This is a genomic window from Microbacterium sp. KU4F (assembly GCF_056868075.1).
This window is the reverse complement of sequence record NZ_CP200324.1, coordinates 220,923-237,928: the sequence shown is the minus strand read 5'-3', so window position 1 is coordinate 237,928 and position 17,006 is coordinate 220,923. Positions and strand designations below refer to the sequence as shown.

16 protein-coding genes are annotated in these 17,006 nt (G+C 68.1%); 7 read left to right on the top strand and 9 right to left on the bottom strand.

Going from position 1 to position 17,006, the window contains the following annotated elements; all coding sequences use genetic code 11:
- Nucleotides 1-93 precede the first annotated feature (93 nt).
- Together AC1VNH_RS01215 and AC1VNH_RS01210 are read left to right on the top strand one after the other, a co-directional pair.
- Complete coding sequence (locus AC1VNH_RS01215; RefSeq protein WP_483109539.1) at nucleotides 94-1,488, top strand: alpha/beta hydrolase family protein; 1,395 nt, start codon at nucleotides 94-96, stop codon at nucleotides 1,486-1,488.
- Nucleotides 1,489-1,537: 49 nt separating this feature from the next.
- The gene (locus AC1VNH_RS01210; protein WP_483109538.1) at nucleotides 1,538-1,990 is read left to right on the top strand and encodes a hypothetical protein; all 453 of its coding nucleotides are present in this window, start codon (nucleotides 1,538-1,540) and stop codon (nucleotides 1,988-1,990) included.
- Between the two features lie 61 nt (nucleotides 1,991-2,051).
- Here the strand turns inward: AC1VNH_RS01210 and ndk are convergent, their stop codons facing one another.
- The 4 genes from ndk to ileS are packed head-to-tail and all read right to left on the bottom strand — an operon-like array spanning nucleotide 2,052 to nucleotide 7,626.
- On the bottom strand, nucleotides 2,052-2,468 hold the full coding sequence (gene ndk / locus AC1VNH_RS01205) for a nucleoside-diphosphate kinase (RefSeq protein ID WP_243228034.1): 417 nt from the start codon (nucleotides 2,466-2,468) through the stop codon (nucleotides 2,052-2,054).
- Between the two features lie 6 nt (nucleotides 2,469-2,474).
- On the bottom strand, nucleotides 2,475-2,882 hold the full coding sequence (locus tag AC1VNH_RS01200) for a DUF4233 domain-containing protein (RefSeq protein ID WP_137416790.1): 408 nt from the start codon (nucleotides 2,880-2,882) through the stop codon (nucleotides 2,475-2,477).
- Nucleotides 2,879-4,243, bottom strand: coding sequence for a bifunctional folylpolyglutamate synthase/dihydrofolate synthase (locus AC1VNH_RS01195; RefSeq protein ID WP_483109537.1), 1,365 nt, complete (start codon nucleotides 4,241-4,243; stop codon nucleotides 2,879-2,881). Before AC1VNH_RS01195 ends, AC1VNH_RS01200 begins: the two co-directional genes overlap by 4 nt.
- The gene (gene ileS, locus AC1VNH_RS01190; RefSeq protein WP_483109536.1) at nucleotides 4,240-7,626 is read right to left on the bottom strand and encodes an isoleucine--tRNA ligase; all 3,387 of its coding nucleotides are present in this window, start codon (nucleotides 7,624-7,626) and stop codon (nucleotides 4,240-4,242) included. Before ileS ends, AC1VNH_RS01195 begins: the two co-directional genes overlap by 4 nt.
- Nucleotides 7,627-7,869: 243 nt before the next feature.
- Here ileS and AC1VNH_RS01185 point away from each other — a divergent pair, with 243 nt between their 5' ends.
- Nucleotides 7,870-8,394, top strand: coding sequence for a GNAT family N-acetyltransferase (locus AC1VNH_RS01185; RefSeq protein ID WP_483109535.1), 525 nt, complete (start codon nucleotides 7,870-7,872; stop codon nucleotides 8,392-8,394).
- Here the strand turns inward: AC1VNH_RS01185 and AC1VNH_RS01180 are convergent.
- Complete coding sequence (locus tag AC1VNH_RS01180) at nucleotides 8,391-8,852, bottom strand: MarR family winged helix-turn-helix transcriptional regulator (protein WP_483109534.1); 462 nt, start codon at nucleotides 8,850-8,852, stop codon at nucleotides 8,391-8,393. The two genes, AC1VNH_RS01185 and AC1VNH_RS01180, sit on opposite strands and share 4 nt — an antisense overlap.
- A 57-nt stretch (nucleotides 8,853-8,909) precedes the next feature.
- Here AC1VNH_RS01180 and AC1VNH_RS01175 point away from each other — a divergent pair, with 57 nt between their 5' ends.
- The 4 genes from AC1VNH_RS01175 to AC1VNH_RS01160 all read left to right on the top strand — a co-directional run bounded on the left by AC1VNH_RS01175 (nucleotide 8,910) and on the right by AC1VNH_RS01160 (nucleotide 14,331).
- Nucleotides 8,910-9,278, top strand: coding sequence for a VOC family protein (locus tag AC1VNH_RS01175; RefSeq protein WP_483109533.1), 369 nt, complete (start codon nucleotides 8,910-8,912; stop codon nucleotides 9,276-9,278).
- A 133-nt stretch (nucleotides 9,279-9,411) separates the two neighbouring features.
- Nucleotides 9,412-11,997 carry a valine--tRNA ligase gene (gene valS, locus AC1VNH_RS01170; protein ID WP_483109532.1) on the top strand — a complete coding sequence of 862 codons (2,586 nt, stop codon included), beginning with the start codon at nucleotides 9,412-9,414 and terminating at the stop codon, nucleotides 11,995-11,997.
- A gap of 1 nt (nucleotide 11,998) precedes the next feature.
- A complete protein-coding gene (locus AC1VNH_RS01165; protein ID WP_483109531.1) occupies nucleotides 11,999-12,250 on the top strand; it encodes a hypothetical protein in 252 nt (83 codons plus the stop codon).
- A gap of 44 nt (nucleotides 12,251-12,294) precedes the next feature.
- Nucleotides 12,295-14,331, top strand: coding sequence for a M3 family metallopeptidase (locus AC1VNH_RS01160; protein WP_483109530.1), 2,037 nt, complete (start codon nucleotides 12,295-12,297; stop codon nucleotides 14,329-14,331).
- Between the two features lie 4 nt (nucleotides 14,332-14,335).
- Here the strand turns inward: AC1VNH_RS01160 and AC1VNH_RS01155 are convergent, their stop codons facing one another.
- From AC1VNH_RS01155 to AC1VNH_RS01140, 4 genes are read right to left on the bottom strand one after another with little or no spacing between them, the layout of a single operon-like run.
- Nucleotides 14,336-14,947 carry a hypothetical protein gene (locus AC1VNH_RS01155; protein WP_483109529.1) on the bottom strand — a complete coding sequence of 204 codons (612 nt, stop codon included), beginning with the start codon at nucleotides 14,945-14,947 and terminating at the stop codon, nucleotides 14,336-14,338.
- A gap of 1 nt (nucleotide 14,948) precedes the next feature.
- On the bottom strand, nucleotides 14,949-15,239 hold the full coding sequence (locus AC1VNH_RS01150; RefSeq protein ID WP_483109528.1) for a WXG100 family type VII secretion target: 291 nt from the start codon (nucleotides 15,237-15,239) through the stop codon (nucleotides 14,949-14,951).
- Nucleotides 15,232-15,747, bottom strand: a complete 516-nt coding sequence (locus tag AC1VNH_RS01145; protein WP_483109527.1) for a hypothetical protein — start codon at nucleotides 15,745-15,747, stop codon at nucleotides 15,232-15,234. Before AC1VNH_RS01145 ends, AC1VNH_RS01150 begins: the two co-directional genes overlap by 8 nt.
- Nucleotides 15,747-16,943: a hypothetical protein gene (locus tag AC1VNH_RS01140; protein WP_483109526.1), complete on the bottom strand. Its 1,197-nt coding sequence runs from the start codon at nucleotides 16,941-16,943 to the stop codon at nucleotides 15,747-15,749. The genes AC1VNH_RS01145 and AC1VNH_RS01140 overlap by 1 nt, the downstream gene beginning before the upstream one ends.
- Between the last annotated feature and the right edge of the window lie 63 nt (nucleotides 16,944-17,006).

The following is a 17,006-nucleotide window of genomic DNA, read 5'->3' as shown; positions in this document are numbered from 1 at the left end:
CGGCCCCGGAGGCGACGCGTGCGCGCAGATCCCCGGCTTCGCGGGGCTCCTGCTGCAGTACGTCCAGCCGCTGAGGAGCTGTTCGACCAGCTCTTGGGTAATTCCGCCGAGGTGGCCGGCTTCGCCGCGACGTGGGAGGACTCCGCAAACGAGCTCGCGCAGCTCGCGCCGCAGTTCACGAGCGCGCGGAACGCGCTGGCCGAGTTGGACGGCCGGACCGTGCGTGCGCTCCGTGAGCGATACGAGGATCTCTCCGTCATCGCGACCGACGCGGCGGAATGGACCTCCGCCACTGCGGGCGCGCTGCGGCTCGCCGCCCGCATCGTCGATGCGACGCGCTCGTTCGTGTGCGACCTGCTGGTGCGCCTCTCGCGTTTCGCCGACGAGCTGTTCTCGTTCACGCTCAACCCGTTCGAGGCTGCCGACCGGATCAAGAACTTCGCAGAGTCGGCGTACGAACTGGTCCAGGCGGGATCCCGCCTGGTCAACGACCTGCTCGAGGCCCTCTTCGCGCTCGCGTCGCTCATCCAGCGTCTGATGCCGCTCGTCGCGGAAGCACTCGCCGAACTGCAGGAGATCATCGCGCAGATGCTGCCGGCCATCGGCGGCACGATCGGCTCCGTACTGGGCACGGCATTCGGCCCCCTCGGTCCGCTCACCGGAAACCTGGTCGGCTCCATCCTGGGCGGCGCCGGCGAGAACTTCCTGCAGAAGGACGCCGACGTGGAGGAGCTCGATCCGGCGAACATGACGGAGGAGCAGCGCAAGGCGTGGGAGGAGGCCCAGGGGGTCAGGAGTCTGGACTCCCTCTCCGACCTCGTGTCGGTCAATGGCACCACCGACCGCATGGGCGGCGAGGACGCGTCCGTCATCGACATCAAGCGCGTGGTCGGCCCGGACGGCAAGGAGCACTGGGTCGTCTCACTGCCCTCCACGCAGGACTGGCAGCTGATGGGAGACACGGGCGCGCTCAACGATCGCGACTCGAATGTCGCCCTGATGATGGACAATCCGGCGTTCAAGACCGTCTACGAGCGGGCGGTGCTGGAAGCGATGAAGGACGCGGGCATCTCCCCCGGAGACGACGTCGTGCTCACCGGATTCAGCCAGGGCGGGATCATGGCGGCCAACCTCGCCTCGGACCCGACCTTCCCGTACAACACGGTCGGCGTCGTGACCAACGGTTCTCCGATCGACACGTTCAACATTCCGCCGAACATCCCCGTCTATGCGTTCCAGCACGCCAACGACGCGGTGCCGATGCTCGACGGCAACGTCTCCGGCGCGACGGGGACGAATGTCAACCGCGTGATCCTGCCCCCGATGAGCAACCCGGTCGAGGCGCACAACAACGACAACTACACCAACTCCGTGGCCGCATGGGAGGCGCAGTACCGGGAGATCTACGGCACCACGCCTCCGGGACTCGACCTGCTCACGGGAGAGGTGGTCGAGCACAGCATGTTCACCGCTTCCGAGGGCCGATGATCCTGTTCACCATCGTCGACCGGTCGGACGGCACTGAGAGGGGGGCGCCATGCGCTCGAGGTTTCTGCGCCGCGTGACGGCGGCCATGGCCGCGGTCGTCGCTGTTCCGGCAGCTCTGTCGGGATGCTTCGCGGCACCGCCGCCCGATTCGTCGTACGAGGAGAAGATTCCGGCGGCACTGGAGTCCGCCGACCTCGGTCTCTCCGACGTGTGGGCGAGTCGGAGCACCGATGGCTTCGCGGTCGTGCTCAATGTCGGCGGGACGTCCTCGCGCGACGATGTGTCACCGGACGACCTCAGGGAGATGCTCCAGATCATCCGAGCCAACAACACGCTCGGCGGAGACAAGCTCGACTTCTCCTTGCGCAACGCGGACGACAGTGCCTTCGTGGACCTGGACGGCCCCGCGCAGTCCCTCGGAGCACCGGCGCGTGTGAGCGCGAGCGACGGACCCCTGGGAATCGTGCTGGACTGGGACAAGGTGAACAGCATCATCGGCTGAGTCCTTCCACGACGAAGCCCGCCACTCGCTCGAGGGGCGGGCTTCGTCGTGGAAGGGCGGGTCAGCCGAACCAGATGCCGAGCTCACGCGCGGCGGACTCGGGGCTGTCGCTGCCGTGCACCAGGTTCTGCTGCACCTTGAGCCCCCAGTCGCGACCGAAATCGCCGCGGATCGTACCGGGAGCCGCAGTGGTGGGGTCGGTGGTGCCGGCGAGGGAACGGAACCCCTCGATGACACGGTCTCCGGCGAGGCGGATCGCCACCGACGGGCCCGACATCATGAACTCGACGAGGGGCTCGTAGAAGGGCTTGCCTTCGTGTTCGGCGTAGTGCTGCTCGAGGCGCCCACGGTCGGGCTCGACCAGACGTAGGTCGACGAGCGCGTAGCCCTTCGCCTCGATACGGGCGAGGATGGCGCCGGTGAGCCCGCGGGCCACACCGTCCGGCTTGACGAGGACGAGGGTTTCTTCGATGGCCATGGTGGGTCAGTCTCCGTTCGCAGTCGCGGATGCGGCGGCCAGACGCGCGTTGCGGCGGTCCAGCGATGCTCCCTTGATCGTCGCATATGCCCACATGCCACCGAAAATGAACGCGACGAGCAGAATGGCGGGCTCGAGGATCGCCGAGGCGGCCAGGAGCACCTGCAGCGCCCATCCCAGCGCGATCCCCCATCGCCAGCGCACGACGCCGCTCGCGGCGATCATCACGACGGCGAAGACGGACCCCACCACGATCGCCCACCACGGTTCGACACCGTCGGGAGTGGACTTCAGGCCGTAGATCACGAGCCACGCGAGAAAGACGACGATCGTCTCGAAACCGAGCACGACCTGCGCGAGCGATTCCTGCGCGCCGCGCTGACGCCGCACCCGCGGCGGACGCTTCCCGCTCACGCCGACCACCCGTCCTTCCATGCCTCGGCCTCTGCGAGGGCGAGCGCCTCTCCCGCCAGCACGACGGATCCGGCGATGACCACGGCGCGTCGATCGGATGCGGCGGCCCACTCCCGAGCCGCCTCGGCCGCGTCTGCGAGGTCGGTGTGGACGGTCACGCGCAGGCCCTGCGCCTCGACGAGGTCCGCGATCGTGTCGGCGTCGTTGGCCCTCTCCGAATCGGGAGCGGTGGCGAACACGTGGGCGGCCACGGGTGCGAGCGCCGCGACGATCCCCTGCGCGTCCTTGTCACCGAGCACTCCGAGCACGATGCCCCACTCGTCGAAGTCGAACGCTCCGCGCAGTGCCTCCACGAGAGCCGTGGCTCCGTGCGGATTGTGCGCCGCATCGACGACGACCGTCGGATGCGCACCCACCAGCTGGAGGCGCCCCGGCGAGGTCGCCTGGCCGAGGCCGTCCGTGACGACATCGGGAGCGAGCGCCTGCGAGCCCGCGCCGATGAGCGACTCGACGGCCGCGATCGCCAGGGCGGCGTTGCGACCCTGGTGCTCTCCGTAGAGCGGCAGATACAGCTCCGCGTATTCACCGGCCAGCCCCTGCACGTCCAGGAGCTGTCCCCCGACGGCGAGTCGATAGGACCGCAGCGCGAAGTCGGTGCCCTCGACCGCGATCGTGGCTCCCCGAGCGGCTGCCGCCGCGCGCAGCACGCGATCGACCTCCGGCTCCTGCGCGGCGGAGACGACCGCGGCGTCCTGCTTGATGATGCCCGCCTTCACCCGGGCGATCTTCTCGATCGTGTCGCCGAGACGGTCGGCGTGATCCATGCCGACCGGGGCGATGACTGCGACGTCGCCGTCGGCGGTGTTCGTCGAGTCCCACTCGCCGCCCATGCCGACCTCGATGACGGCGACATCGACGGGAGCATCGGAGAATGCCACGAACGCCAGCACCGTGAGCACCTCGAAGAAGGTGAGCCGGGCGCCGCCCTCGGCGATCAGCTCCGCATCCACCAGCTCGACGAACGGGAGGATCTCCTCCCACGCCTCGACGACCGCGGCATCCGCGATCGGTTCGCCGTCGACCATGATGCGTTCGGTGAAACGCTCCAGATGCGGGCTCGTGAACAGGCCGGTGCGCAGCCCCATGGTGCGCAACAGGCTCTCGATCAGCCGGCTCGTGGACGTCTTCCCGTTCGTGCCCGTCACGTGAACGACGCGATAGGTGCGCTGCGGGTCGTCCAGCAGCTCGAGCACGCGCCGGGTGCGCTCGATACGCGGCTGCACCCACTGCTCGCCCTGCCGCTCGAGCAGCGCCGCGTACACCGCGTCCGCTCGGTTGCGCTCGTTCTCGGTTCCGCTCATCGTGCGACCTCCACTCGTGCGACGCCCACGGTGAACGCCCCCGCGTTCGCGTACGCTCCCGCGGCGAACTCCCCCGTGTACTCGACATCGTGGCCGTCGACGGCTCGTCGCACGCGCTCAGTTCCGTCGGTGCTCGTCACCAGCGCCTGGAGAGCCAGGGTCTCCCCCGCGACATCCGCCGCATCGAACGCCGACGCGACCGCGTCCGCGTCCGCGGCATCCGCGAACGTCAGAACGAGCCGGATGCGGTCGCTGACCTCGAAGCCCGCGGCCTTGCGGGTGTCCTGCACGGCGCGGATCACGTCGCGTGCCAGACCTTCGGCCTCGAGGGCGGGCGTCGTCGCGGTCGCCAGCAGCACGAAGCCGCCTCCGCCCAGGACTGCCAGCGCCTCGCCGTCCGGGCGCCCGCTGGTCTCGAAGACGAGGTCGTACTCCGCGGGCTCGAGGGCGATGCCGCCCGCCGTCACGACGCCGTCACGCTCGGACCAGTCGCCCTCCTTCGCGGCACGGATGACCTGCTGCACGAGCTTTCCGAGCCGTGGACCAGCGGCGCGCGCGTTGACCGTGAGGCGGTGCGTGATGCCGTACTCCGCCGCGGTGTGCTCGCCGAGATCGACCAGTTCGATCGCCTTCACGTTGAGCTCGTCGCGCAGGATATCGTCGAACTGCCCGAGAGCGCCCGCGTGGGGAACCACCACGGTCAGCAACGGCAGCGGCAGCCGCACGCGCTTGCCCTCGCGCTTGCGCAGCGCGTTGGCGACCGAAGAGACCTCGCGCACCGCATCCATCGCCTCGCGGATGTCGGCGGCGTCGGCGAAAGCGGATGCGTCGGGCCAGTCGGTCAGGTGCACGCTGCGACCGCCCGTCAGCCCCTGCCAGACGCGTTCGGCGACCAGCGGGATGAGCGGTGCCGCCACTCGGGTGAGCGTCTCCAGCACCGTGTAGAGCGTGTCGAAGGCCTCCTTTGAGCGGGCATCGTCTCCGACACCGACCCAGAAACGGTCGCGCGAGCGACGGATGTACCAGTTCGTCAGCACCTCGGCGAAGTCGCGCAGGCGTGCGGCCGCCGTCGTCGAGTCGAGCACCTCGAGATCGGCGGCCACGTCGCGCACGAGATCGCCCGTGAGGGCGAGGATGTAGCGGTCGAGGACATCGGTCGAGTCGGTTCGCCACGTTGCCTCATACCCGGACCCGTCGGGTCCGCCGGCGGCATTGGCGTAGGTGGAGAAGAAATACCACGTGTTCCACAGCGGCAGCAGGAACTCGCGGACGCCCGCGCGGATGCCCTCTTCGGTGACCACGAGGTTGCCGCCGCGCAGGACGGAGCTCGACATGAGGAACCATCGCATGGCGTCGGAGCCGTCGCGGTCGAAGACCTCGCTGACGTCCGGATAGTTGCGCAGCGACTTCGACATCTTCTGTCCGTCGCTTCCGAGAACGATGCCGTGGCAGGAGACACCGGTGAACGCCGGCCGGTCGAAGAGCGCGCCCGAGAGCACGTGCATGACGTAGAACCAGCCGCGCGTCTGCCCGATGTACTCGACGATGAAGTCGGCGGGTGCGTGGGTATCGAACCATTCGCGGTTCTCGAACGGGTAGTGCACCTGGGCGTAGGGCATCGAGCCCGAGTCGAACCACACATCGAAGACATCCTCGATGCGCCGCATGGTGGAGGCGCCCGTGGGGTCGTCCGGGTTGGGCCTGGTCAGCTCGTCGATGTAGGGACGATGCAGGTCGACGTTGCCCTCGGGGTCGCGTGGCAGGCGGCCGAAGTCGCGCTCGATCTCCTCGAACGAGCCGTACACGTCGATGCGCGGGTAGGCGGGGTCATCGCTCTTCCACACCGGGATGGGCGAACCCCAGTAGCGGTTGCGGCTGATCGACCAGTCGCGCGCTCCTTCGACCCACTTGCCGAACTGTCCGTGCTTGACGTTCTCGGGAGCCCAGGTGATCTGCTCGTTGAGCTCGACCAGGCGTTCCTTGATGTCGGTGACGCGCACGAACCAGCTCGACACGGCCTTGTAGATCAGGGGGTTCCGGCATCGCCAGCAGTGCGGGTAGGAGTGCTCGTAGCTGGCCTCGCGCAGCAGACGCCCCTCCTGACGCAGGAGTCGGATGAGGGGACGGTTGGCATCGAGCCACAGCTCACCGGCGACGTCGGCGACCTGCGGCAGGAATCGCCCTCCGTCGTCGAGGCTCACGATCGTCGGCAGGCCCGCCGCATCCGCGAGGCGCTTGTCGTCCTCGCCGTAGGCCGGTGCCTGGTGGACGATGCCGGTGCCGTCGGTGGTCGTGACGTAGTCGTCGACGAGGATGCGCCAGGCGTCCTCGGTGCCCCACGTCTCGGCGTCCGCGTAGTAGTCGAACAGGCGGTCGTACGACACGCCCGCCAGCTCCGCGCCGACGATCCGGCGCTCCACGGCGTCGCGCGCCGCATCCGCCGAGTCGTAGCCGAGATCCTTCGCGTGGGCACCCACGAGGTCCGCGGCGAGCAGATAGCGGTGCGCGCTGGTCTCGAGAGCGTCGTCGGGCGTTCCGTCGGGTGCCCGGTGGACATCGGCGGCGCCCGCGGGACCGGCGGGCAGCACGGCGTACTCGATGGCGGGTCCGACCGCGAGCGCGAGGTTGGTGGGAAGCGTCCACGGCGTCGTCGTCCACGCGAGTGCCCGCACCCCGGTGAGTCCCAGAGCCTCGGCCTTCGCGCCGATGAGCGGGAACGTGACGGTGACGGAGGGGTCCTGGCGCATCTTGTAGACGTCGTCGTCCATGCGCAGCTCGTGGCTCGACAGCGGCGTCTCATCGCGCCAGCAGTAGGGCAGCACACGGTAGCCCTCATAGGCGAGCCCCTTGTCCCACAGGCTCTTGAACGCCCAGAGGACGGACTCCATGTACCCGGTGTCGAGCGTCTTGTACCCGCGCTCGAAGTCCACCCATCGCGCCTGGCGGGTGACGTAGTCCTCCCACTCGTGCGTGTAGGCCAGGACGGACTCACGGGCCTTCGCGTTGAAGGTCGCGACTCCCATGCGCTCGATCTCGTCCTTCTCGGTGATGCCGAGCTGCTTCATCGCCTCGAGCTCGGCGGGGAGTCCGTGGGTGTCCCAGCCGAAGACGCGGTCGACCTTCTTGCCTCGCATGGTCTGGAAGCGCGGGAAGAGGTCCTTGGCGTACCCGGTGAGCAGGTGACCGTAGTGCGGGAGACCGTTGGCGAAGGGAGGCCCGTCGTAGAAGACCCACTCGTCGGCGCCCTCACGCTGAGCGATGGATGCGCGGAAGGTGTCGTCCGCGGACCAGAAGTCGAGCACCTCACGCTCGATCTCGGGAAAGCGCGGGCTCGGCGTGACGTCGGCAGCGGGCCCGAAGGCCGAGGAACGGGGGTAAGTCATCGTCATCTCGCAGGGGTCGAAGAACTCTTCCTGCCGGGACGACCGAGGCCGCGGTACCACCCTGCTTGCCGGAGAAAACCACCTCCGACCACTTTCACTGCGGCGATGACGGGCCTGCCCCGCTCGGTTCTACTGGGCGCGAACGCTGTTCTTCCGAGTGCTCCCCGGTGATGGCCGGATCTGTGCGTGTACCTGCGATTCTAGCGCGCTGAGAGGTGGATCCAGGTCGACGAAGATGGATGCATGCAGATCGCCACCGATCGCCTGACGCTGCGCCGGATGACGGACGAGGACCTTCCCGCACTGCGGGCGATCCTGGGCGATGAGATCACGATGACCGCTTATGAGGGCGCCTTCGACGAGGAAGAGATCCGTGCGTGGCTCGCCGGGCAGTTGCGGCGCTACGCCGAGGACGGTTTCGGCCTCTGGGCCGTCGTACACGCGGGCGACATGATCGGCCAGGCCGGCATCACCCTGCAGCGGATCGAAGCCGACGAGGTGCACGAGGTGGGCTACCTCCTCCGCCGCGACCAGTGGCATCGGGGCTTCGCCGTGGAGGCCGCATCCGCCTGCCGCGACTGGGCCTTCGACGAGCTCGGCGTCGATGCTGTCTGGGCGAAGGTGCGCAGCACGAACATCGCGTCCATGAACGTCGCCATCCGACTCGGGATGCGGGTGCGCCGCGCCTTCACGACGCACTACCGCGGCGCAGACATGCCGCACCTCGGCTTCGCGATCGATCGCGCCGAATGGACCGCGGCGCGCTAGGCGGAAGGTGAGGGCGAGCTGCGCAGAGAGCGCACCATGCTCGTCAGTGCGGCGAAAGCGGCGGACTGCTCGGTGCCACTGAGCCCTGAAAGCATCCGCGCCTCGACGGACCGCACCGCGGCGCTGGCCTCATCGAGGCGCCGCCGCCCCAACGGGGTCAGCCGCGTGGGAAGAGCCTTGCCGACGGCGGCATCGGCGGGGCGGACGACCTCGCCGTCGCGCTCGAGGGCCTGCAGCAACACGTTCATCGACTGACGCGTCACGAACGTGCCGCGCGCCAGCTCCGAGTTCGTCGAGCCGGGCCGCTGCGCGAGCAGTTCCAGGCAGGAGTAGTGCGTGATCGTCATGCCGAGCGGCCGGAGCACATCCTCCATCGCGACGCGCAGCGCGCTCGCCGCCTGCTTGACGAGGTAGCCCAGGGAGGTGTCCAGGTCGATCTGCGCACCGGCTTGACTCATGTCAGTATTCTGACATAGATTCTGTGTCAGTTATCTGACATAGAGCAAGGAGCTCCCATGCCCGTCACCGGCCCCGACTTCATCTCCCTCCAGGTGCGCGATCTCGACGCATCGCAGGCCTTCTACGAGACCCACCTCGGACTCGTGCGCTCCCCTGCCGGCCCACCGCACGCTGTGGTGTTCACGACCACACCGATCGCGTTCGCGCTGCGAGACCTCCTTCCCGACACGGACCTCGCCGGCGTCGATCAGCCAGGCATCGGCACAGCCCTCTGGATGCACGCCACCGACGTCCAGCACATCCACGACGGTCTGGTCGCCGCGGGACACACCATCGTCTCCGCGCCCACCGAAGGCCCGTTCGGACTCACCTTCACCTTCGCCGACCCGGACGGATACCGGATTACCCTCCACGATCGCGCCTGATCCACGACTCAGTGCTCCCAGCCGCGACGTGCCGCATCCCTCCTCGGATGCGGCACGTCGGCGTCCCGGTAGACTTGCCACACCCCACACTCAGGCACGCACACACGGTGCCGTACATATCGAGGAGACACCCATGGCCATTCCCGACAAGCCCGCACTCGAGGGCCTCGAAGCCAAGTGGGACCAGGCCTGGTCCGCCGAGGGCACCTATCTCTTCGATCGCGAGGCCGCGAAGACCTCCGGCCGCGGCGGCGTCTTCTCCGTCGACACGCCCCCGCCGACCGCATCCGGCTCGCTGCACATCGGCCACGTGTTCAGCTACACGCACACCGACGTGAAGGTGCGCTTCGAGCGGATGCGTGGCAAGACGGTCTTCTACCCCATGGGCTGGGACGACAACGGGCTGCCGACCGAGCGCCGCGTGCAGAACTACTACGGCGTGCGCTGCGACACCTCGCTGGCCTACGACCCCGACTTCACTCCCCCGTTCCGCGGCGACGCGAAGAGCCTGAAGCCGGCCGACCAGGTGCCGATCAGCCGCCGCAACTTCATCGACCTCTGCGAAGAGCTGACGCTCGAGGACGAGAAGGCGTTCGAGGCCGTCTTCCGCCAGCTCGGACTGTCGGTCGACTGGACCCAGACGTACCGCACGATCTCGAACGACACGATCCGCACGAGCCAGCTGGCGTTCCTGCGCAACCTGGAGCGCGGCGAGGCGTACCAGGCGCTCGCGCCGACACTGTGGGACATCGACTTCCGCTCCGCCATCGCTCAGGCCGAGCTGGAGGACCGCGAACAGCAGGCGTCCTACCATCGCCTCGCGTTCCACAAGACCGACGGCTCGGGCGACATCCACATCGAAACGACCCGCCCTGAACTGCTCGCGGCGTGCGTCGCCCTCGTCGCCAACCCGAACGACGAGCGATACCAGGCGTACTTCGGTCACACCGTGCGCACGCCCGTGTTCGGCGTGGAGGTGCCGGTGCTCGCGCACCCCCTCGCGCAGCAGGACAAGGGCTCGGGCATCGCGATGGTCTGCACCTTCGGCGACGTCACCGACATCATCTGGTGGCGTGAGCTGGATCTGCCGAACCGCACCATCCTCGGCAAGGACGGCCGCATCCTCCCCGACGCGCCTGCCGCACTCGAGACGGATGCGGCGAAGGCTGCGTACGCGGAGCTAGCGGGGCTCACCGTCTTCAGCGCGAAGAAGAAGATGGTCGAGCTGCTGGAAGCCTCCGGCGAACTCCTCGAGGTGTCCAAGCCCTTCAACCACCCGGTGAAGTTCTACGAGAAGGGTGATCGCGCCCTCGAGATCGTCTCGACGCGCCAGTGGTACCTGCGCAACGGCGCCCGCGACGAAGCCTTCCGTGAGAAGCTGCTCGCCCTCGGAGCAGGGATGCAGTGGCACCCCGACTTCATGCGCGTGCGCTACGAGAACTGGACCAACGGGCTCACCGGCGACTGGCTCATCAGCCGCCAGCGCTTCTTCGGTGTTCCGATCCCGGTCTGGTACCCCCTGGACGAGAACGGCGAGCGGGTCGAGGGCGGCGTCATCACCGCCGACGTCGCATCCCTCCCTGTCGACCCGACCACCGACACCGCCCCCGGCTACGACGAGTCGCGGCGCGGGGTCCCCGGGGGTTTCGAGGGCGAGAAGGACATCTTCGACACGTGGGCGACATCGTCTCTCACGCCGCAACTGGCCGGGGGCTGGCAGCGCGACGAGGAGCTGTGGAACCTCGTCGCACCGTTCGATGTGCGCCCGCAGGGCCAGGACATCATCCGCACCTGGCTGTTCTCCACGATGGTGCGCTCCGCCCTCGAGGACGACCGCGCACCGTGGACGGATGCGGCCATCAGTGGCTTCATCGTCGACCCCGACCGCAAGAAGATGTCGAAGTCCAAGGGCAATGTGGTCACGCCTGCCGACATCCTCGACCAGCACGGCACCGACGCGGTGCGCTACTGGGCGGCATCGAGTCGGCTCGGCGCCGACGCCGCGTTCGACCCGCAGAACCCCACTCAGGTCAAGATCGGCCGACGTCTGGCGATCAAGGTGCTCAACGCGGCGAAGTTCGTGCTGTCCTTCCCTGTGCCCGAAGGCGCCCAGGTCACCCATGCGCTGGATGCGGCGATGCTCGCCACGCTCGACCGCGTCGTGCGCGACGCGACGGCGGCCTTCGAGGCCTACGACCACGCGCGGGCGCTGGAGATCACCGAGTCGTTCTTCTGGACCTTCTGCGACGACTACCTCGAGCTCGTGAAGGAGCGCGCGTACGATCAGGGCGACGTGGGACAGGCGTCGGCCGCGCTGGCGCTGCGCACGGCGCTGTCGACGCTGCTGCGCCTGCTCGCCCCGGTGCTCGCCTTCGCGACGGAGGAGGCGTGGTCGTGGTTCGAGGACGGCTCCGTCCACACCGCCCCGTGGCCCGAACCGCTGAATCCGAACGACAGCGAAGCCGATGCCGGCGACCCCGCGGTCCTCACTGCGGCGAGTTCCGCGCTCATCGCGATCCGGCGGGCCAAGACCGAGGCGAAGGCCTCGCAGAAGACGCCGATCGCACGCCTGACCCTCGGAGCACCGGCGGCGATCGCCGCCTCCCTCGCGACTGCCGAGGGCGACCTCAAGGCCGTGGGCCGCATCGCCGATCTCGCTATCGTCGAGGCCGAGGCCGTCCAGGTCGTCGACATCGAGTTCGCCCCACAGGAGGTCTGACATGCAGCTCGGCACGCGTTGGAGCGCCCGGACGGAGCCGCCCGCCTCGGTTCCCGCCTCGCTCCGTGAGCAGATCGCCGCCGTCGAGTCGGCCATCACCGAGTCGCAGTGGACGTCGCAGCCGACGCCGCGATGGACGCTGACGTGGCTTGAGGGACGGCCCGTCGCGGAGCTCGACACGGGCGTCATCGTGTCGCTGGATGCCGACGGGAACGCGGTCGTCCGCCACGACGTCGACGACGAGTTCGCCTGAGTTCGCCTGTCGGCTCTCATCCGGAGCGCCGATAGTCTGAGCGGATGGCGTCCGTCAATCCGCTGCTCTCCCCGTCCGTCCTCCCGTACGCGCTTCCCGACTACGCCGCGATCGAGCCCGAGCACTACCTGCCCGCGTTCGACGAAGCGTTTCGTGAGCACCGTGCGGAGGTCGAGCGGATCGCGTCCCAGACGGCACCCCCGACGTTCGAGAACACGCTCGTCGCCCTCGAGCGCGCGGGCGAGAAGCTCGACCGGGTGAGCCGGACGTTCTTCACCGTCTCTTCGGCGGACGCCACTCCCGCCATCCAGGCGATCGAGGAGGAGCTCGCGCCCCTCCTCTCCGCTCACGGCGACGCCATCAGACTCGACGAGCGGCTCTACGCCCGGGTGAGCGTGCTCCACGACGTGCGCGACACGCTGGATCTGGATGCGGAGTCGCTACGACTGCTCACGCGCACCTACCGCGAACTGACCCTGGCAGGCGCCGGGCTCTCCCCCGACCACAAGCGGCGCCTCGTCGAGATCAACACGCGACTGTCGACACTGACCACGACGTTCGAGAAGCACCTGCTCGCCGACACGAATGACCTCGCCGTGCAGGTGAGCGACGAGCGGGAGCTGGAGGGGCTCGCCGCAGGCGAACGCTCCGCAGCAGCGAGAGCCGCCGAACAGCGCGGAGGGGACGGCTGGTTGATCACGCTGCCGCTGTTCACGGGGCACCCGTGGCTGGCGTCGCTCGCCGACCGCTCCGTGCGCGAGCGCATCATGACTGCGTCCCGTGCCCGGGGCGGGCGAGGCGGCGACAACGACAACAGAGCAACGGTGCGTGAGATCGTTCGCCTCCGGGCGGAGCGCGCGGCGCTTCTCGGCTTTCCCACGCACGCGGCCGCCGTCACGGCCGATCAGACCGCCGGCTCCCCCGAGGCCGTCGCTGAGTTGCTGCGACGCCTGGCGGTGCCGGCATCCCGCAATGCCGCCGCCGAGAAAGCGGAACGCGCCGAGGTCTCCGGCATCGCCGACCTCGCAGCGCACGATTGGGCCTTCGCGACCGAGCAGGTGCGCGCGACGCAGCTGGATATCGACACGGCCGGACTGCGCCCCTGGTTCGAGGCCGAACGCGTGCTGCGCGACGGCGTCTTCGCCGCCGCCACCGCGCTCTACGGCATCACCTTCACCGAGCGACACGACCTCGTGGCGTACCACCCCGGCGCGCGGGTCTTCGAGGTGTTCGAAGAGGACGGGACGGGTCTCGGGCTCTACATCCTCGATCTCTACACGCGCGACACGAAGCGCGGCGGCGCGTGGATGAACTCCATCGTGACCCCGTCCGAGCTGCGCCGGTCAGCGCCCGTCGTGGTGAACAACCTCAACGTGTCCGACCCGGGCCAGGGCCAGCCGACGCTGCTGACGCTGGACGAGGTGACCACTCTCTTCCACGAGTTCGGCCATGCGCTTCACGGCCTCTTCGCCCGCACGCGGTACCCCCACTTCGCGGGGACGGCAGTCTTCCGCGACTTCGTCGAGTTCCCGAGCCAGGTCAATGAGATGTGGATGCTCGCGCCCGGCGTCGTCGAGAACTATGCCCGCCACATCGAGACCGATGAGCCCCTGGCCGCAGAGGTGATCGAGCGGCTCTCCGCATCCGGGACGTTCGACCAGGGGTTCGCGACGAGCGAGTACCTCGCGGCTGCCTGGCTCGACCTGGCCTGGCACTCGCTGAGCGTCGAGGACGCGTCGGCAGAGATCGACGTCGCGGACTTCGAACGCCAGGCTCTGGAGGACATCGGCCTCACGGAGCCCGCCGTGCCCCCGCGCTACTCCACGACCTACTTCGCCCACGTCTTCTCCGGCGGCTACAGTGCCGGCTACTACTCATACATCTGGAGCGAGGTGCTCGACGCGGACACGGTGGAGTGGTTCGGGAACAACGGCGGCCTCGATCGGACTGCGGGCGAGCGGTTCCGCCGTCGACTGCTGGGCGTGGGCGGCGCCAAGGATCCACTCGAGGCGTATCGCGACTTCCGCGGACGCGACGCCGCGATCGAGCCGCTGCTGCGACGCCGCGGTCTGACCGGCTGAATCCTCAGCGCCAGCCGAGCAGGTCTCGCACAACCTTCTGGGATGCGGGCGAACCGTCGTTCTTGATGCCGCGCATCCGCTCGAATGACACCAGCTGCCCAGCCTCGGCGAAACGATGCTCGAGCGTGTGAAGCGCCTCGCGGACGAGCGGGCGGGAATCGGTACGATCCGATCCGCCTTTGATCGAGTCGTGAGGATAGATCACGAGTTCGGTACCCGCGTCAATCGGACGGGTGCAAGCCACGACAAGTGATGGCGTCACCCCTCGCCAGAACGGCTTGAAGAACTCCAACCCGGTGTCCTCCACAGCCCAAGCCAGAAGTCCCCGCTTCCACGACTTCTTGATATCGCCGATGCGGAGATCCTGCGCCAACCATTCAGACCCGGCCTCGGAGAGGATCCTCTGGAACGTGTCGTCGCCCTTGTCGAAGCCCGTCGCGTGGAGATGCTCCACCGCGACATTCAGCGCCGAGCGCGGATCGATCGTGAGGATGAATCGTCCGCCGCCGAATGAGAAGCCAGTCCAACGCGCCGGCGCGACGCGCATGTTCGCTCCGCGCCCGGTGCGGGTGATGTCCGGCCGAGAGGGCATCGCACGACCCTCGTCGTTCAGCATGTCACAGACTCCACGCGCGTCCGACGGCATCGTCGGCCTCGCGGTAGGCGGCCGATGCGCGCTCCGCCGCATCCGCAGCGGCATGCGCGACGCGCGCCAACGTCTGCATCTGCTCCAACCACCCATCCTGCGAGTGGCGATAGGCCTCCGCCGCGTCGCCCGTCCAGGCACCCAGCAGCACGCGCTGCGCACCCTGAAGAGTCGTGAGCTGAGCCTCGATGCCGGCAGCGCCAGCGTCCACGGAAGCGGCCAGCGCCTCCACCTGGTCCGGCTTGACGGAAAGATCAGACATCTTCCTCCTCCTCTCGGCGACGCGCCGCATCCAGTACGTCTTGGATCCGTGCGAACGCCTGCTCGAATCGCGCCTGCGAGTCGCGAAGCGTCTGCGCGAACAGCTCATCCGGAGTCGGAGGCGTCTCCTCGCCTTCGTCTTCGGCTTTCTCCTCTTCCCACGACGCTCGCAGCTCCTCCAGATTTCGGGTGGCCACCCGCCGAAGCCTCTCCGCCTCCGGAGAAGCGTCCTCACCGGAGAAGACCGCCTGAAGGCTCGTCTGCCCCAGATCGATGCGGCCTTGAACGACGCTCCAATCGGAGCCAAGATCACCGGAACGGGCCTGCTCAGCCCTCTGCTTGTCCCACTCCGCATTCGCCAGCGCGTTGGTCGCGTCCATCCGAGTCATCTGCTCGTCGGCCTCACGCAGAAGTTCGATGAACTGCTGCGCCATGTCGCGGAAGTCGCCGTGCAGCTCCGGCGCGTCGTCCCGCGCTGCCGCGGCCTGAATGAATCGCTCGTCGTCCATCAGACCCTCGCCATCACACCGCGCGCCAGACCCTCATAGAGGTTCGACATCCGCACGGCGTTGTCCACGACGTTGCCGATGTTGGTCACCATCCCGGAGACAAGGTCGTAGATCCGGTTGATCCACTTGTAAGCCCAACGGACGTCCTCGAGGATCTGGTAGACCGTCACACCGGCCTCGGCGGCGGCGACGATCCAGCCCGCAACCGGGACGGAACCGGCGGCCACGATCTTCAGCAGCTTGAGGGCCAGATCGTTCAACTTGCCGAGGATCTTGCCGACAGCCTCCTTGCAAAGCATGATCAGCACCTTGATCGCGGTCGCGATCGTTCCCGCCGGCCCCGCGGCGCCAGCGTGTGCCTGCGAGATGAGAGCTGCGGCGGCTCCGAACGCCTCGGAGCCCTTCCCCGTCCAGCTGGCCATCGGCGGCAGCAGAGCCATCGCGTTCTGACCGATCGCGCTCATCGCGTCGCCGGCATGCGTCCACGCAAACTGAGCCTCGCGCATCCGTTCCCAGTCGCCGGAGAAGGGCTTCGTGATCTCTTCGATGAGGGAGAAGCCCATGAGCTGTTCGAAGACCCAGTCGACGCCGCCGAAGATCGGGCCGGCCTTCCAACGGATGCTCTCGATGTCCGGGTCCTCGCCCTGCGGGACAGGAAGGTAGGAGCGCACATCGACGGCTTCGGTCACGGTACGCGAAGAGGAGAGACCATCCTGCACCCGGCCGGTGAGATCGCCGGCGGTCTCGGACGTCCACTCCGCCGCGGAGTAGCCGTCCCAGAAGGCTTGGTTGAAGACATTTCCATCAGCCTCGCCGTAGCGGGACGGCGCCGACGACTGCGCCGATCCGAGCGATGGCGTGGGCGTGGGCGCGTAGGGTGGCATGGATGCGCCGAGCGCGCTCGCCACTTGCGCGGCAGCCTCATATGCTGTCTTCTCGGCGTCACGGTACGTCGACACCGTCTCTGCCATCCGATCGGTGCCGGTTCCGAAGATCTGCGCTGACAGATCCGTGACCTTGATACCCGCGTCCACGATGCCGTCGCTGATGGGCTTGAAGAGTTGCAGGATCAGTCCGAGCTCCCCCGCGTTCAGCCGGGCGTATGTCTCGAGATGCTGGCCGATTGCTTCCGCATGGCTGCGTTGGCGCTCCAGCACTTGGCCCGCCAGTTCCAGCTGGCCGAAGTCGACGTCCATGCTCCCCCCTTCGTCGGTGTGTAAGCAGAAGCCTACAAACATCGGCAAATCGGAAACTGCAGC